Source organism: Streptomyces sp. MBT53 (assembly GCF_016654115.1).
Taxonomy (GTDB): domain Bacteria; phylum Actinomycetota; class Actinomycetes; order Streptomycetales; family Streptomycetaceae; genus Streptomyces.
Map to the genome: position 1 here is coordinate 1 of NZ_JAEQAZ010000095.1, position 15,085 is coordinate 15,085.

Annotated in this window: 14 protein-coding genes; 7 read left to right on the plus strand and 7 right to left on the minus strand. The window is 70.5% G+C overall.

Features of this window, described 5'->3' with window-relative positions:
* Together JHN45_RS29795 and JHN45_RS29800 are read right to left on the minus strand one after the other, a co-directional pair.
* On the minus strand, nt 1–691 hold a 691-nt coding region (locus tag JHN45_RS29795; protein WP_201051601.1), incomplete at its 3' end, for an ABC transporter ATP-binding protein.
* Entirely contained in the window at nt 688–1,074 is a 387-nt protein-coding gene (locus tag JHN45_RS29800) for a GntR family transcriptional regulator (protein ID WP_200717443.1), read from the minus strand. The genes JHN45_RS29800 and JHN45_RS29795, both read right to left, overlap by 4 nt.
* Nucleotides 1,075–1,198: 124 nt before the next feature.
* Between JHN45_RS29800 and JHN45_RS29805 the strand changes: the two genes are divergently transcribed.
* Genes JHN45_RS29805 through JHN45_RS29825 form a run of 5 tightly spaced genes read left to right on the plus strand, consistent with a single transcriptional unit; the run spans nt 1,199 to nt 5,673 of the window.
* Nucleotides 1,199–1,741, plus strand: coding sequence for an RNA polymerase sigma factor (locus tag JHN45_RS29805; RefSeq protein ID WP_019064514.1), 543 nt, complete (start codon nt 1,199–1,201; stop codon nt 1,739–1,741).
* Nucleotides 1,738–2,574: a zf-HC2 domain-containing protein gene (locus tag JHN45_RS29810; protein WP_200717444.1), complete on the plus strand. Its 837-nt coding sequence runs from the start codon at nt 1,738–1,740 to the stop codon at nt 2,572–2,574. Before JHN45_RS29805 ends, JHN45_RS29810 begins: the two co-directional genes overlap by 4 nt.
* Nucleotides 2,575–2,612: 38 nt before the next feature.
* Entirely contained in the window at nt 2,613–3,473 is an 861-nt protein-coding gene (locus tag JHN45_RS29815; protein ID WP_200717445.1) for an ABC transporter ATP-binding protein, read from the plus strand.
* Entirely contained in the window at nt 3,470–4,996 is a 1,527-nt protein-coding gene (locus tag JHN45_RS29820; RefSeq protein ID WP_201051602.1) for an ABC transporter permease, read from the plus strand. The genes JHN45_RS29815 and JHN45_RS29820 overlap by 4 nt, the downstream gene beginning before the upstream one ends.
* The gene (locus JHN45_RS29825) at nt 4,987–5,673 is read left to right on the plus strand and encodes an ABC transporter (protein ID WP_307783222.1); all 687 of its coding nucleotides are present in this window, start codon (nt 4,987–4,989) and stop codon (nt 5,671–5,673) included. Before JHN45_RS29820 ends, JHN45_RS29825 begins: the two co-directional genes overlap by 10 nt.
* Nucleotides 5,674–5,742: 69 nt before the next feature.
* On the opposite strand, the gene mshD is transcribed toward JHN45_RS29825, so the two are convergent.
* Complete coding sequence (mshD, locus tag JHN45_RS29830) at nt 5,743–6,672, minus strand: mycothiol synthase (RefSeq protein WP_201051604.1); 930 nt, start codon at nt 6,670–6,672, stop codon at nt 5,743–5,745.
* Between the two features lie 144 nt (nt 6,673–6,816).
* On the opposite strand from mshD, the gene JHN45_RS29835 reads away from it, so the two are divergent.
* Together JHN45_RS29835 and JHN45_RS29840 are read left to right on the plus strand one after the other, a co-directional pair.
* Complete coding sequence (locus JHN45_RS29835) at nt 6,817–8,625, plus strand: bifunctional UDP-sugar hydrolase/5'-nucleotidase (protein ID WP_201051606.1); 1,809 nt, start codon at nt 6,817–6,819, stop codon at nt 8,623–8,625.
* Between the two features lie 1,048 nt (nt 8,626–9,673).
* Nucleotides 9,674–11,515 (plus strand): ABC transporter ATP-binding protein, encoded by a 1,842-nt coding sequence (locus tag JHN45_RS29840; RefSeq protein WP_201051608.1) that lies wholly within the window; start codon nt 9,674–9,676, stop codon nt 11,513–11,515.
* A 1-nt stretch (nt 11,516) separates the two neighbouring features.
* Here JHN45_RS29840 and JHN45_RS29845 read toward each other — a convergent pair whose 3' ends face one another.
* The 4 genes from JHN45_RS29845 to JHN45_RS29860 all read right to left on the minus strand — a co-directional run bounded on the left by JHN45_RS29845 (nt 11,517) and on the right by JHN45_RS29860 (nt 15,056).
* A complete protein-coding gene (locus JHN45_RS29845) occupies nt 11,517–12,233 on the minus strand; it encodes a response regulator transcription factor (RefSeq protein WP_200713939.1) in 717 nt (238 codons plus the stop codon).
* Nucleotides 12,234–12,277: 44 nt separating this feature from the next.
* Nucleotides 12,278–12,880: a hypothetical protein gene (locus tag JHN45_RS29850; protein ID WP_201051610.1), complete on the minus strand. Its 603-nt coding sequence runs from the start codon at nt 12,878–12,880 to the stop codon at nt 12,278–12,280.
* Nucleotides 12,881–13,132: 252 nt separating this feature from the next.
* On the minus strand, nt 13,133–13,513 hold the full coding sequence (locus JHN45_RS29855) for a hypothetical protein (protein ID WP_201051619.1): 381 nt from the start codon (nt 13,511–13,513) through the stop codon (nt 13,133–13,135).
* 145 nt (nt 13,514–13,658) lie between these two features.
* Nucleotides 13,659–15,056, minus strand: coding sequence for a HAMP domain-containing sensor histidine kinase (locus JHN45_RS29860; RefSeq protein WP_201051662.1), 1,398 nt, complete (start codon nt 15,054–15,056; stop codon nt 13,659–13,661).
* Nucleotides 15,057–15,085 lie beyond the last annotated feature (29 nt).

Sequence of the window (15,085 nt, forward strand, 5' to 3'; positions counted from 1 at the left end):
CGGCGGGCGCGGACACCCGCCGGTGCGCGGCCAGCAGGTCGTCGATCTCGCCCGCGATACGGACCTTGCCGTCGCCGATCAGCAGCAGGTGGTCGCAGGAGTCCTCCAGCTCGGCCACCACGTGCGAGGACATCACGATCGTGGTGCCGGACTCGGCGGCCTGCGCCATGAGCAGGCCCATCATCTGGTGCCGGGCCAGTGGGTCCAGGTCGGCCATCGGCTCGTCCAGGAGCAGCAGTTCGGGCCGCTTGGCCAGTGCGAGGGCGAGCGCGACGCGGGTGCGCTGGCCGCCGGAGAGCGCCCGGATGCCCGCCTTCGGGTTGAGGTCGCCGTCGGCGACGATGCGCTCGGCGACCGAGGCGTCCCAGCGGTCCGTGTTGAGGTCGGCGCCCATCCGCAGCGTCTCGGCGACCGTGAGCTGCGGATAGAGGGGCTTGTCCTGGGCGACGTAGGAGACCCGCTCGCGGGCCGCGCCCGGACGGTCGCCGAGGACGGACAGCTCGCCCTCGCTGGGGGCCAGCAGTCCGGCGGTCAGCGCGAGGAGCGTGGACTTGCCGGCGCCGTTGGGGCCGACGACCGCGCAGACGCGTCCGGTGGGCAGCCGGAACGCGCAGTCCCGCAGCGCCCATCCGCCCCGTCGGCCGAACCGCTTGCCGAGCGCGACGGCCTCTATCGCGGCGGTGCCTGTCATGAAGGTTCTCCTTGGAAGTGCTTTTCGAGTACGGCGGTGAAGAGCGCGGCGACTTCGTCCCGGCCCAGGCGGGCGGCCCGGGCCCGCTCGGCCCAGTCGTCCAGCTCCAAGCGCAGGGGCGAGTCGGCGGGCGTGGTGCTGAGCCCCTTGCGGACGAAGGTGCCGAGGCCGCGGCGGGCCTCGACCAGTCCCTCGCGCTCCAGCTCGCGGTAGGCCTTGAGGACGGTGTTCGGGTTGATGGCGGTGGCCTCCACGACCTCGCGGGCCGTCGGCAGCTTGTCGCCGGGCTCCAGCATTCCCAGGTGGAGCGCCTGCTTGGTCTGCTGGACGATCTGGACATAGGTGGCCACGCCGCTGTGCCGGTCGATGCGGTACTCGACCACTGGGGTTCCACCACCCTTTCACTAATTGAGTAGTGAAAGGGTGGTGCAGAAGGGCTGAGAAAGTCAAGAGAGATCTGTGCGCCGATCCGTGAACCGGTCGGCGGACCTCGTGCGATGAGGAGATGTGAGCGATACGGGAAGCGACGGGGAGCTGCTGCGGGCCATCGCGGCGGACGGCGACCGACGCGCGTTCGAAGAGCTGTACCGGCGGTACGCGCCATGGCTGACCGCCCGGCTGCGCGGCCGGTGCGCCGACGCCGGGATGGTCGACGACGTCGTACAGGAGACGTTTCTCGCGGTGTGGCGGGGCAGTGCGCGCTACCGCGAGGACGGTGACGTGGCCGGGTGGCTGTGGCGGATCGGGTCGCGGCGGCTGATCGACGTGCTGCGCGGCGACGGGGCGCGCGGCCGGATGCGGCAGGCGCTGGCGCGGCTGCGGCACCGGGACGAGGCGTCGGCGGAGGAACGCGTGCTCGCGGGGGTGGAGCACGGGGACCTCGCCGGCGCACTGGTCCGGCTCTCGCCGGAGCTGCGGGCGGTCCTCCAGGCCACCGTGATCGACGGGCTGACCACCCGGGAGGCGGCCGTCCTGCTGGGCATCCCGGCCGGCACGGTCAAGACGCGGGCCATGCGGGCCCGTAAGCAACTGCGGGAGGAGCTGGCATGACCTGGCATGTGGCCGAAGACGACGTACGCGCCTATGCGCGGGGCGAGTTGGCACCGCCCATGCTCTGGTCCGCCGACACCCACATCGCCCGGTGCGCGGAGTGCCGGGACCTGCTGGCGTCCGTTACCGACCCCGTCTCGCTCGACGCGGGCTGGGAGCGCCTCGACGCCGAACTCGACGCCCCCAAAAGGGGGTTGGTGGAGTCGCTGCTCGTGCGGATCGGTGTCGCCGACCACACGGCACGGCTGCTCGCGGCGACACCGGTGCTGCGCCGCTCCTGGCTCGGCGCGGTGGCCGCGCTGCTGGTGATGACCGTCCTGGTCACCAACGCGCTGAAGACCGCCCAGTCCCCGACCCTCTTCCTCGGACTCGCCCCGCTGCTGCCGCTCGCGGGCGTCGCGCTGTCGTACGGCCCGAAGTTCGACCCGACGTACGAGATGACCGTCGTCGCCCCGCTGCACGGCTTCCGCCTCCTCATGATCCGCACGGTCGCCGTCCTGGCCGCCGGCCTGGGCCTCAACGGCCTCGCCTCCCTGGCCCTGCCCGGCTACGGCCTGGCCGCGCTCGGCTGGCTGCTGCCCGCGCTCGCCCTCACGACGACCGGCCTGGCCCTGACCCCCCGCCTGGGCCCGGTCCTCGCACCGTCCCTGGTCGGCGGCGGCTGGGTGCTGTTCCTGCTGCTCGCCCACGACCGGCACTCCGGAACGCTCGCCCCCTTCACCCCGGCCGGACAGGGGGTCGCCGCGGCGGTCGCCGCCCTGGCGGCCGGACTCCTGTACCTCCTGCGGGACCGCTTCGACGCGCGTCCGGCCGCCTTCGGGCCCCTCATCTGAACCTCTGCACCTCTCGAACCCTGACTGGAGTTCCGTACATGACCACCACCGTCTCCGCGGCCGGGCTCAGCCTGCGCTACGGCTCGACGCGCGCCCTCGACGACGTGTCGCTGCGGCTCGGCGAGGGCGTCACCGGGCTGCTCGGCCCCAACGGGGCAGGAAAGACCACCCTGTTGAGGGTGCTCGCCACCGCGCTGCCCGCCGACTCCGGCGCGTTCACCGTGCTCGGGCACGACCCGAGCACCACCGGCGGACGCCAGGAGGTGCGGCGCGTCCTCGGCTATCTGCCGCAGACGCCCGGCTTCCACCCGGACTTCACCGCCTTCGAGTTCGTCGACTACGTCGCGATCCTCAAGGAACTCACCGACCGCGAGGCACGTCACCACGAGGTGCGCCGGGTGCTGGCGGAGGTCGACCTCTCCGACGTGCGCGGCAAGCGCATCAAGAAGCTGTCCGGCGGCATGCGGCAGCGGGTCGCGCTCGCCGCCGCCCTCGTCGGTGACCCGGGCTTCCTCGTCCTCGACGAACCGACCGTCGGCCTGGACCCCGAACAGCGCATGCGCTTCCGGGAGTTGATCGCGCGGGCGGGCGAGGGCCGCACGGTCCTGCTCTCCACCCACCAGACCGAGGACGTCGCGATGCTCTGCAACCGCGTCGTCGTCATGGCCGGCGGCACCGTCCGCTTCGAGGGCACCCCGGCCGAACTCACCGCACGGGCCGCCGGCCGGGTGTGGAGCGGCACGGAACGCGACCCCGCCGCGATGGCGGGCTGGCGCACCGGCCTCGGCGCCTTCCGCAACGTCGGCGACCCGCCCCCCGGCGCGGAACTCGTCGAACCCACCCTGGAGGACGGCTACTTGATCACCCTCGACGGCATGGCCGCGGAGGTGGCGGCATGAGCGCCGTACTGGAGAAGGCACCCCCGGCCGAACGCGCCGCCGAGCAACACCGTTCCTGGGCGGCGGTGTTGGCGCTGGCCCTCTTCGAGGCGCGCAAACTCCTCCTCCGCCTCCCGGTGTTGTGCATGTTCGCCCTCTACGCCGCCTGGATCGGCTGGACCATGCGCGACGCCTGGACCACCTACCCCGCCCTCCAGGACGTCGACCGCGCCACCCAGACCGGCCCGCTGCTGCCCGCCCTGGCCGTCCTGCTCTGCGCCAACCAGGCCGTGCTGCGCTCCCGACGCCAGGACACCGACCGGCACTTCGACGTGCTCGTCCTCGAACCCTGGCGCCGCACGGTCGCGTTCGCGCTGTCCGTCGTACCGGCCGCCGTACTCACCGCGCTGCTGGTGGCCGCGCAGTTCACCTGGGGCGTGCTCGCGCCCGGCTCGGTCGGCAACGGCTCGGTGGGCGAACTGCTCGTCGGCCCGCTGACGGTGCTGCTCGCCGGAACGGCCGGAGTACTGCTGGCCCGGATCGTGAAGTCGCCGTTCGCGGCCCCGATGCTCCTGGTGCTGGCGTTCTTCTCGACGCTCTTCCTGGGGGCGGTCCCGGGCGACACCAACGGCAGTGCGACGAGGTGGCTGGTCCCGGTCATCGGCGACGCGAGCAGCAAGACCCTCCCCTCCGACCTGCTGGGCCGCCCGGCCGCCTGGCACGCCCTCTACCTGGCCGGACTCGCCCTGACCCTGGCCTTCGCCGCGGTACTGGTCAACGGCGGCCGTACGAAGACCGTCGCCGCCGCGCTCGTCGTGACGGTCGGCCTCGGCGCCTGGGGCGCGGTGGGGCAGGCGGGCAAGGTGTCCAAGGCGACCACCGACGCCCGCGTGCTGGCCACCGTCAACCCGGCGAAGGTCCAGTCCTGCGCCCGGCACGGCAACTCCACGTACTGCGCGTTCCCCGAGTGGATGCCCCGCACCGGCACCTGGGCGAAGGTCACGGACAACGTCCAGTCCCTGGCCGGCGGCACCGCCGCCCAGGAGAAACTCCTCGTACGGCAGCGCGTCGAGGCCCGCTACGGCATGGACGGCGACGGCGCGATCGAACCGTCCACCGTGCCCTACCAGGTGACCGTCGGCACGCGCTGGGGCGGCTCCCGCGTACCGGAGTTCGCCGCGGCGGTCTCCTCCGTGCTCGTCATGGGCAGCGAGAAGAAGACCGAATCGCTCTGCGACGGCCGCATGGTCACCGTCATGTGGCTGGCGCTCGGCTGGCAGTCCGACCCGCTCACCCAGCTGCGCGCGGTCCGGCTCGACGACGGCATCAGCGGCTCCGCGATCGTGCTCTCGCCGACCAACCCGATGTCGATGACGGCCGAACAGACCACGGTCGTACGGGAGTTGCTGGCGGCCGGCCAGAACACCGTCACCCCCAAGGTGAAAGCGCACTGGGCGGAGCTGACGGCACCCAAGGTGTCCACCGCGAAGGTGGCCGAACTGCTGGGCGTCAAGGCACCGACGGGAGCGGACAAGTGCGAGTGACCCCAGGGCTGTTGGGGCAGCTGGCGCGCCCGGTGCTGCGCGCCCTGCCCCGGCGGGCCCTCGGCGCGGGCGCCGCCGCGGGACTGCTGCTGGCCGCGCTCCCGCGCCTCACCTCGGCCGACTTCGACCCGCGGTCGGCCACGCTCCTGCTGCGCGGCGCCGTGCTCGCCTTCACCCTGGGCCTGACGTTCCTCCTGGACGATCCGGCCCGCCAGGTGACGGCGGCGGTGCCGACCCGGCGCATCCTGCGCACCGCCCTGCGCACCGCACTGGTCGCCCCGCTCGCCGCGCTGTGGTGGACCGCCGTCGTGCTGCTGATACCGGCACAGGCCCGGCCCCCGATCGGTGACATCACCCTGGAGGCGGCCGCCGCGGTGGTCGTGGCCCTCGCGGCCTCGGCTGCCTCGATCCGCCTCACCGACGAGGCGGAACCGGGCCAGCGGCTCGCGATCGCCCTCCTCGCCACGTCCATGGCGGCGGCCCTGCTGCTGCCGGCGGAGTGGGGCCTGTTCGCCCTGCCGAAGGACAAGTGGTGGGCGGCGGGCCACGACCACTGGGCGTTCGTCCTGGCGGGGGCGGTACTGGTGTGGGCGGCGTCCGGCCCGGAGCCGGTGCGGCGCAGGCGGCTGAGGCTCACCCCCTCACGACTCGGCCCCTCACGACTCACCCCCTCATGACCCACCCGCTCATGACTCACCCGCTCATGACCCACCCGCTCATGACCCACCCCCTCACAACTCGGCTCCTCACGACTCCGAGCGGTACATCAAGTCCGTCTCGAACGTCGTGAACCCCAGCCGCTCGTACACCGACACCGCCGCCTTGTTGTCCGCGTCGACGTACAGCATCGCGGTCGGCAACCGCTGCGCGGCCAGGTGCCGCAGACCGATCGTCGTCAGGGCCTTCCCCAGCCCACCGCCCTGCGCACCGGGCAGCACCCCGACGACGTACACCTCGCCCCGCTGCTCCTCCGCGTGGACCTTCGTCCAGTGGAAGCCGATGAGCTCGCCGTCGCGTTCGGCGAGGAAGAAGCCCTCGGGATCGAACCACGCCTGGGCCTTGCGGTCGTCCAGGTCCCGCTGGGTGAGGGAACCCTGCTCCGGGTGGTGGGCGAAGGCCGCGGCATTGACGGCGAGCCACGCCGCGTCGTCGGCGCCGGGCACGAAGGTCCGTACGGTCACACCCTGCGGAAGCACCGGCTCGGGCAGCTCCAGATCCGCCAACGACCGCCGCAGCTGGCGCAGTTCGCGGAACAGGGCGAGCCCGAGCACCTGGGCCAGATGGCGCGCGGCGGGATGCCCGCCGTGCGCCCACACCCGCAGCCGCTTCCCCGACGCGGCCAGCAGCGCCGCGCCGAGCGCCCGCCCGTGCCCGTGCCCCCGCTCCGAGGGCCGTACGAGGAGTTCGGCGGCCGGTGCCTCCACCGGGTCGGTGTCCTCCAACTGCCCGTAGCCGACGAGCTCTTCGCCCAGGGTGAGCAGCAGATGCGAGACCCCGGGCCGCGCACCCCCGCGCAGCTGCAGCCGCCCCTGCTCGGACACCGCGGGCTGCCCGTCGGTCCCGGCGGCCTCGGCGATCAGCGCGAGGACGGCCCCGGCCTGGTCCGGGGAGAGCTCGGAATAGGTCTCGATGGAACGCGAGATGGGCGCGGGCCGTGCGGTGTCGTCGCTGGTCATGGCCTCAGAGTAAGCGGACCCACCAGCAAAGTGGCGGCAAAGAAGAAACCAGGATGTAACCAAGAACCCCCTGTCACGCTACGCGCGTTGACCCTAGGCTGCGCCGGAACGTGGTGACTTCTCAGCCGACTCACAGGGGGGCTCATGCCAGCCACTTCCCAGCCGTTCCGCCCGCGCAGACGCCGTGTCGCAGGCCTGCTCGCCGCCGCCGCGAGCCTGGCCACGGCCGGTGCGCTGACCGCCGCGCTGCCCGCCGACGCGCACGGAAACCCGAGCGGCGACCACGGGCACAAGCCCAGCCGCTACCAGGACGTCCAGCTCCTCTCCTTCAACGACCTGCACGGCAACCTGGAGCCCCCGTCGGGTTCCTCCGGCCGGGTCACCGAACTCCAGGCGGACGGCACGACGAAGACGATCGACGCGGGCGGCGTCGAGTACCTCGCCACCCACCTGCGCGAGGCCCGCAAGGGCAACCCGTACTCGATCACCGCGGCCGGCGGCGACATGGTCGGGGCCTCCCCGCTGATCTCGGGCCTGTTCCACGACGAGCCGACCATCGAGGCCCTCAACAAGCTTGACCTGGACGTCACTTCGGTCGGCAACCACGAGTTCGACGAGGGCGCCAGGGAACTGGCCCGCCTGCAGAACGGCGGCTGCCACCCCACCGAGGGCTGCTACACGGACAAGAAGTTCAAGGGCGCCGACTTCCCCTACCTCGCGGCCAACGTCCTCGACGAGAAGACGAAGAAGCCCATCCTCAAGCCCTACTGGGTGTGGAAGAAGAACGGCGTCAAGGTCGGCTTCATCGGCGTCACGCTGGAGGGCACCCCGGGCATCGTCTCCGCGGACGGCGTCAAGGGCCTGCAGTTCAAGGACGAGGTCGAGACGATCAACAAGTACGCCAAGGAACTGCAGAAGCAGGGCGTCAAGTCGATCGTCGCGCTGATCCACGAGGGCGGCTTCCCCGCGTCCTCCTCCTACAACTACGACTGCGACGCGTCCGGCGGCGGCTCCGGCATCTCCGGCCCGATCGTCGACATCGCGAAGAACGTCACCCCGGCCGTCGACGCCCTCGTCACCGGCCACACCCACAACGCCTACGTCTGCACGATCGACGACCCAAGTGGCAAGCCCCGTATGGTCACTTCGGCCGCGTCCTTCGGCCGCCTCTATACGGACACCACGCTGACGTACGACCGCTGGACCGGCGACATCGCGCGTACGGCGGTCAAGTCCGCGAACCACGTGGTCACCCGGACCGTGCCCAAGGCCGCCGACATGACCGCCCTGATCGGCAAGTGGAACACCCTCGCCGCGCCCATCGGCAACCGCGCGATCGGCTACATCTCCGCCGACGTCAACAGCACGGGCACCGAGTCCCCGATGGGCGACCTCATCGCGGACGCCCAACTCGCGTACGGCAAGGAGCTGGACCCGGAGACCGACCTCGCGCTGATGAACCCGGGCGGGGTGCGGGCGGGCCTGACCTACGCGGCCAAGGGCGCGGAGGGCGACGGCGTGGTGACGTACGCCGAGGGCTTCACGGTGCAGCCGTTCGCGAACACCGTGAACCTCCAGAACTTCACCGGCGCGCAGGTCGTCCAGACGCTCAAGGAACAGGTGAGCGGCACGAACGCGGCGGCTCCGAAGATCCTCCAGCCCTCGTCCGGACTGACGTACACGCTGGACCTGACGAAGACGGGCGCGGACCGCGTGGTCACCGACTCGATCCGGCTCGACGGCAAGGCGATCGACCCGGCCGCCACCTACCGCGTCGCGACGAACAGCTTCCTCGCGGGCGGCGGCGACGGCTTCACGACGCTGGGCCAGGGCACCGGTGACCTGGTCGGCACGGACGACCTCACCGCACTCGCCCAGTACCTGACCGCCCACTCCACGGCGGCGAGCCCGCTCGCGCCTCCGGCGGCGAACCGGATCACGATCGTGCAGTAACAGTCAGCAGTTCGTCCCTGCTCAGGGGCCCGGTGCCGCAGTTTCGGCGCCGGGCCCCTTCCTTATTCCCGTTCTAAATTCTGTGTAAGGGCGGGTTCAGTTCCGCGAATTACATAAGAATCTTCCACAGCAATCGCTCAGGAAGGTCTAAGCGAAAATCGCTTTTCCTGCGTCGAAAGTCCAGTAGTGTTTTCCATGTCGAAAGCGAACAGCGCAAACGACAGAGGCAACAGAAGACATAAGGAGAGCACGATGAGCTTCCACAAGATCGTCCCGGTCAAGAAGCACCACAAGCCCGCCCCCGCCCCCAAGAAGGCCACGAAGAAGCCCGCTCCGGCCCCGAAGCGCCGCCCGGTCGGCCACAAGTAAACAGCCCATAAGGCGTCGTAACAGGGAGGGAATTAATCATGAGCTTCAACAAGATTCACCCCATCAAGCAGACCCGCAAGCCCGCCCCGGCCCCCAAGAAGCCGGCCCCGAAGAAGCCCGCTCCGCGGCGTCGCCCGATCGACCACAAGGGCTGACAAAGAATTTACAGGCGTAATTCAAAGGCAGTTGCAGCAGATCGGTAGAGGAACTGTTGCAGAACCGCAGCAGACACCGCGAGAGCCGTACCAGAGAGGGAAACCGTCATGAGCTTCCACAAGATCGTGCCCGTCAAGAAGCACCGCAAGCCGGCCCCGGCCCCGAAGAAGCCCGCGCCGAAGAAGCCGGCGCCGAAGCGTCCGGTCGGGCACAAGTAAGCAGTCCGACGAGCCGCAGAAGAAGACCCGCACCACCCCCCACCCGGCCGCACGGCCGAACCCCCGGAAAGGGAACCCACCATGAGCTTCCACAAGATCGTCCCGGTCAAGAAGCACCGCAAGCCCGCCCCGGCCCCGAAGAAGCCCGCGCCCAAGAAGCCCGCGCCGAAGCGCCCCGTCGGGCACCAGGGCTGAGCCGTCACCCAGTGAGGCGGGGCCACCGGTTAGCGAGTCCGCTCGCGCCGGTGGCCCCGCCTCGGCCACGTCCAGGCCATGTACCGATGTTCTGAAGGGAGTTGTTGACCATGAGGGAAGCCCGTGAGGCCTTCCGCCGTTTCTGGCCGCTGACCCGCGGTGACCGCAAGTGGCTCGCGGTGATCATCACCTGCGTCATCGTGTCCGCGCTCGCCGAGACCGCCGCGATCCTGCTCTTCGCGGAACTCACCGACAACGCCCTCAAGGCCGGTTCGCTGTCCGCGTTCTGGGGCCCGGCCGCCGCCTGGCTCGGCGTCGCCGTACTGGGCGCGCTCGTCGGCTACTTCGGCAACTCCCTCGCCACCTGGACCGCCGAACGCTTCGTCCTGCGCCTGCGCGCGAACGTCTTCCGCCATGTCCAGGACCTCCCGCCCCACTTCTTCCAGAAGCACCGCCAAGGTGACCTGGTCGAACGCCTCACCGGAGACGTCGAGGCCATCGAGCAGATGGTCGTGTCCGGCGTCGTCGGCACCATCTCGGCCGCGTTCTCCGCGGTCTTCTACGCCTGCGCGGCCCTGTACCTCCGCTGGGACCTGGCCCTGGCCACGTTCGTCCTGGCCCCCCTCTTCCTGCTGGCCGCCCGCCGCTTCTCGGGCCGTATCAGGCAGGCCTCGCAGGACGAGCGGGTCGCGGACGGCGCGATCACATCGGTGGTGGCGGAGTCCCTCGGCAACGTGGTCCTCACCCAGGCGTACAACCGCCGCCGGGACGAGGAGAAGCGCCTCGACACCGAGGCCCGCGCGTGGATGAAGGCATCGGTACGCGGCGCCCGCCTCAGCGAGATGTACGAGCAGTTCGTGGAGGTGGTCGAAACCCTCTGCGTCCTCGCGGTCATCGGCCTCGGCGTCTGGGAGATCTCCGCCGACCGCATGACCCTCGGCGCGCTCCTCGCCTTCGCCGCCTTCATCGGCTACCTCTACCCCCCGGTCCGCAACCTCGGCCAACTCGGCCTCACCCTCACCGCCGCGACCGCCGGCGCCGCCCGCATCAACGAGATCCTGGACGCCACCCCGTCCGTGGGCGACCCCCGCGAACCCGTCCCCGCCTGGCCCGTCCACGGCTGGGTCAGCTTCCACGGCGTGACCTTCCGCTACCCCGGCGCGGCCCGCGACACGGTGGAGAACGTCACGTTCAGGGCGGACCCCGGCGAGCTGGTGATCGTCACGGGCGAGAGCGGCGCGGGCAAGTCGACCCTGTCGAAACTCCTCACCCGCTTCTACGACCCCTCCGAGGGCGTGATCTGCCTGGACGGCGTCCCCCTCCGCGACGTACCGCTCGAATTCCTGCGCGAGAACGTGGCGTTGCTGCCCCAGCAGACCCTGATCCTCAACGGCACGATCCGCGAGAACATCGAGTGCGGCCGCCCCGGCGCGACGGACGACGAGATCGAGCGAGCGGCACGGGCAGCGGCGGCCCACGACTTCATCACGGCACTCCCCGAGGCCTACGACACGCAGATCGCCCCCGGCACGGCGGCACTCTCCGGCGGACAGCTCCAGCGGATCGCGATCGCACGGGCGATGCTGCGGCAGGCCCCGGTCCTGGTCCTGGACGAACCGACCGCCGGCCTCGACTCGGTGGCCGCCCGCCAGGTGATCCAGCCCCTGCGCCGACTGATGTCCGGCCGTACGACCATCATGATCACCCACGACCTGAGCCTCGCCCCCGACGCCGACCGCATCCTGGTCGTGGAGGGCGGACGCCTGGTGGAGACGGGCACCCACGCGGAACTGGTGTCAAGGGGCGGCGCGTACGCGCGACTTGCGGGTCCGCTGCCGGAGATGGCGATCACGGGACAGGGCACGGGACGACACCGCGCGGAGGACACGATGATCCTGCGCCAAGTCCCGGACGAGACAATGATCCTGAGGCTCCCGAAGCCGAACAGGTAGATCAGGCACGGGGAGTTGCCCGGAGGGTGTACCCCAGCCCCCGTACGGTGTGGATGAGCCGCGGTTCGCCGCGGCTCTCCAGTTTCCGGCGCAGATACATGACGTAGACGTCGAGGGTGTTGGACGCGGGCTCGAAGTCGAAGCCCCAGACGTGCCGATGGAGCCGGGACCGGGTGAGCACGGTGCCCGGATGGCGGAGCAGGTACTCCAGCAACAGGAACTCGGTCCGGGTGAGTCCGAGCGGCCGGCCGCCGCGGGTGACGGTACGGGTACGCGGATCCATGACGAGATCGTGGAACACAAGCTGTTCGAGCTCGGGGGCGGGCAGCGGCTCACCGACCGCCCTCCGCCCGCTCCTCCGCAGCAACGCCCGTACCCGCGCGAGGAGTTCGTCCACCGCGAACGGTTTGCTGAGGTAGTCGTCGGCGCCGTTGTCGAGGGCGACGATCCGGTCGCCGACGGCGGTCCGCCCGGTGAGCATCAGGATCGGCACGGTGGACCCGGAGGCACGGATACGGCGGGTCGCGGCCAGCCCGTCCAACTCGGGCATGGTGACGTCCATCAGCACCAGGTCGGGCGCGCCACCGAGCAGATCGAGGGCGGTACGCCCGTCCCCCGCGAGGACGGTCTCGTACCCCTCGAACCTGAGCAGCCGCCCGATCCCTTCCCGTACGTCCACGTCGTCATCGGCCAGCAGAATCTTCCGCGCCTCCGCCATTCGAACACGGTGTGACGGGTGGCTGTGGCGGTGCTGGCAGGGGGCTATGTGTGGGCTGGGGCTCGGGACGCGAGCAGGCGGAAGCACGGGAGGAGGAGGGCGTAGGCGGCGAGGGGAGCACAGAGGAGCAGGAGGAAGGGGTGGGGTCCGTCGCCGACGGCCACCTCCCACAAGAGGTATGTGAGGCCGGCGAAGAAGGCGAGCACAACCCCGATGAACGCTCGTTCATGGGCCTTGCGGTGCCCCGCGCGCCGCCTGATCCGCGCCTCGACCCCGGGTCGCGGTTCCCAGGCCATGCCCCGGTGTACGGCGGCGACGGCACGCAGCTCGTCGATCTCGGCCCGGAGATCCGGGAGTTGCCAGTCGTCGACGTGGGGGAGGAGGAACCTGCGGCCGTCGGTGTCGTAGAGGTAGGTCAACGACTGGGCGTCCGCGCTGCGTTGGGCCGGATGCGGTTCGACCCGCAGATCGTAGACGTCGTGCCAGGCCCAGCCGCGCGAGCGGACGACCCGGTGGACGCTGATCCCGCCGGGCCCGGCCAGGGTCCGCCACCAGCGCGGGGTGATGGCCATCCAGGCGACCGCGAGCGCCAGAGGCACCAGCACGAACAGCCCGAACCTGAGGTCGATGTGGTCGGGCTTCGTCATCTGATAGGCGAGGTTCCCCAGCAGAATCCCCAACGCGGCCAGTCGCTTCCGCGACGGCTTCCGCCACCTTCGGTACTCCCGCTCGATCCCGTCTCTGTCCCCGTCCCCGTCCAACACCAACACCCTTCCCCCGAGCCTGTGTTGGGGCCAATGGTGACACGCGGGCCGCGGGCGCCGGCGTGGGGAGGGTCCCCCGAGGATGGTGATCGGTGCGGGCCTAGATCACCATCCCCACGGGGGCGGTCGGTCGACCTACTCGTTGAACCACTCGCTGGAGTACCAGATGCCGTCGCCGTTCCAGGAGACGTCCATCGAGTAGTGGTGGAGGTCGTCGACGTTGTATCCCTTCTTGCCGCAGCCGCTGTCGCCGCCGTCCGTGAGGACGAGCACGGTTCCCCCGTTGTGGGTGATCGAATTCACTTCCCACAACCTGCCGGTGACGCCGTGGCCGTCGGCCTTGGTGTCGCAGACAGAGAAGACGTCGCCGTCGTCGTGGAACTTCATGTAGCCCCTGCCGCTGGGCAGGTTGAGGGTCTTGTCCGAAAGGGCGCTGGCCGGAGCCGCTGAGCCGGCGATCACGGCGAGGGTGGCTGCGCCGATGGCTGCCAGGCGGGCGAGCTTCGATCTGGTCATGATGTCCCCGTTCTCTGCGCTGTGCGGAGTGTCCGAGGGCAGGATGGTCAGGCTGCCGGCGTGGACACTCCCAATGATCAAGGAGAACGCTAGTTCACACGATGGGTGCGTGTCCACGTCAAATTCACCGGTCGGCCACCGTCGGTCAGTGGACCTCGGGCGGCGGAGTCGGCGCCCCCGGCAGCCGTACGGTCGCCACCGTCCCCCCGCCCGACGCGCGGGACAACGTCACCTCGCCGCCGGCCTGTTGGACCGTGCGGGCCACGATCGACAGGCCCAGGCCCGACCCGGGCAGCGCCCGTGCACTCGGTGAACGCCAGAAGCGGTCGAAGACGTGCGGGATCTCGTCCTCCGGGATGCCGGGGCCGTGGTCGCGGACCGTGAGGACACCGCGCGTGAGCTGGACGTCGATGGTGCCGCCCTCGGGGCTGAACTTCACCGCGTTGTCGAGGATGTTGACCACGGCGCGTTCGAGCGCGGAGGGCTCCGACTGGACGTACCAGGGCTGGACGTCCGCCGTGATCGTCAACTCCGGGCCGCGCAGGCGGGCTCGGCGCAGGGCCGCTTCGACGGTGTCCTGGAGCGAGACGATCTGGACGCGTTCACCTCGCTGCCCCTCCGAACGCGACAGTTCCTGCAAGTCGCCGATCAGGGAGGCCAGTTCGGTCATCTGCGCCTTCACCGAGGCGAGCAGTGCCTTGCGGTCCGCCGGGGGGATCGGGCGGCCGGTCTCCTCGCTGCGGGTGAGGAGCTCGACGTTCGTGCGGAGGGACGTGAGGGGGGTGCGGAGTTCGTGGCCGGCGTCCGCGATGAGTTGTTGTTGCAGCTCACGGGAGTTGGCGAGGGACGTCGTCATCGAGTTGAACGAGCGGGAGAGGCGGGCGACCTCGTCGTCGCTGTCCTCGTCCACCGGGATGCGGACGGCCAAGTCCTCGGTCCGGGCCACGTGTTCCACGGCCTCGGTCAGCTTGTCGACGGGGCGGAGACCCGCGCGGGCCACAGCGAGTCCGGCCGCACCGGCGCCGACGACTCCGATGCCGGAGACGAGGAGGAGGACCAGGGCCAGGTCGTCGAGGGTCTTCTGGGTTTCGTTGAGGGGCAGGGCGACCATCAGCGCGTAGTCGCGGTACATCTGGGTACCGGGGCCGAACCCCGTCACGAGAGGAGTGGTCCGTACGCGCACGTCCTTGCCGGACGTGTCGGTGCTGCTGTGGAAGGTGTGCACGCTCAGGTCGGGTTTCGCCGCGACCGCTTTGTCCCTGCCCGTGACCTTCACGACACCCGCGGAGTCACCGAACACGCAGATGGTGCCGTCCGATTTCACGATCTGCGCGTAGTAGTCCCTGGGGCGCATGGTGTCGGACGAGGCGCTCGCCTTTTTCGGACATGCGGCCAGTAGAGCTTCGAGAAGCTGCGGATCCACCTTGATGTTGTAGCCGTCGAGCTGCGCGTCGACCTGGTCGTTCAACTTCCCCTGCACGATGAACCAACACGTGACCGAGACCGCCGCCACGGCGAACGCCACCGCCGCCGCGACCAGCATCGCCAGTCGGGACCTGATCGGCAGGGTGC

Bases quoted from the DNA above. Each gene is read 5' to 3' on its own strand.
- JHN45_RS29810 (WP_200717444.1), top strand. From the start codon at position 1,738: ATGACCTGGCATGTGGCCGAAGACGACGTACGCGCCTATGCGCGGGGC.
- JHN45_RS29815 (WP_200717445.1), top strand. From the start codon at position 2,613: ATGACCACCACCGTCTCCGCGGCCGGGCTCAGCCTGCGCTACGGCTCG.
- JHN45_RS29820 (WP_201051602.1), top strand. From the start codon at position 3,470: ATGAGCGCCGTACTGGAGAAGGCACCCCCGGCCGAACGCGCCGCCGAG.
- mshD (WP_201051604.1), bottom strand. From the start codon at position 6,672: ATGACCAGCGACGACACCGCACGGCCCGCGCCCATCTCGCGTTCCATC.
- JHN45_RS29835 (WP_201051606.1), top strand. From the start codon at position 6,817: ATGCCAGCCACTTCCCAGCCGTTCCGCCCGCGCAGACGCCGTGTCGCA.
- JHN45_RS29840 (WP_201051608.1), top strand. From the start codon at position 9,674: ATGAGGGAAGCCCGTGAGGCCTTCCGCCGTTTCTGGCCGCTGACCCGC.
- JHN45_RS29845 (WP_200713939.1), bottom strand. From the start codon at position 12,233: ATGGCGGAGGCGCGGAAGATTCTGCTGGCCGATGACGACGTGGACGTA.
- JHN45_RS29850 (WP_201051610.1), bottom strand. From the start codon at position 12,880: ATGACGAAGCCCGACCACATCGACCTCAGGTTCGGGCTGTTCGTGCTG.
- JHN45_RS29855 (WP_201051619.1), bottom strand. From the start codon at position 13,513: ATGACCAGATCGAAGCTCGCCCGCCTGGCAGCCATCGGCGCAGCCACC.
- JHN45_RS29860 (WP_201051662.1), bottom strand. From the start codon at position 15,056: ATGCTGGTCGCGGCGGCGGTGGCGTTCGCCGTGGCGGCGGTCTCGGTC.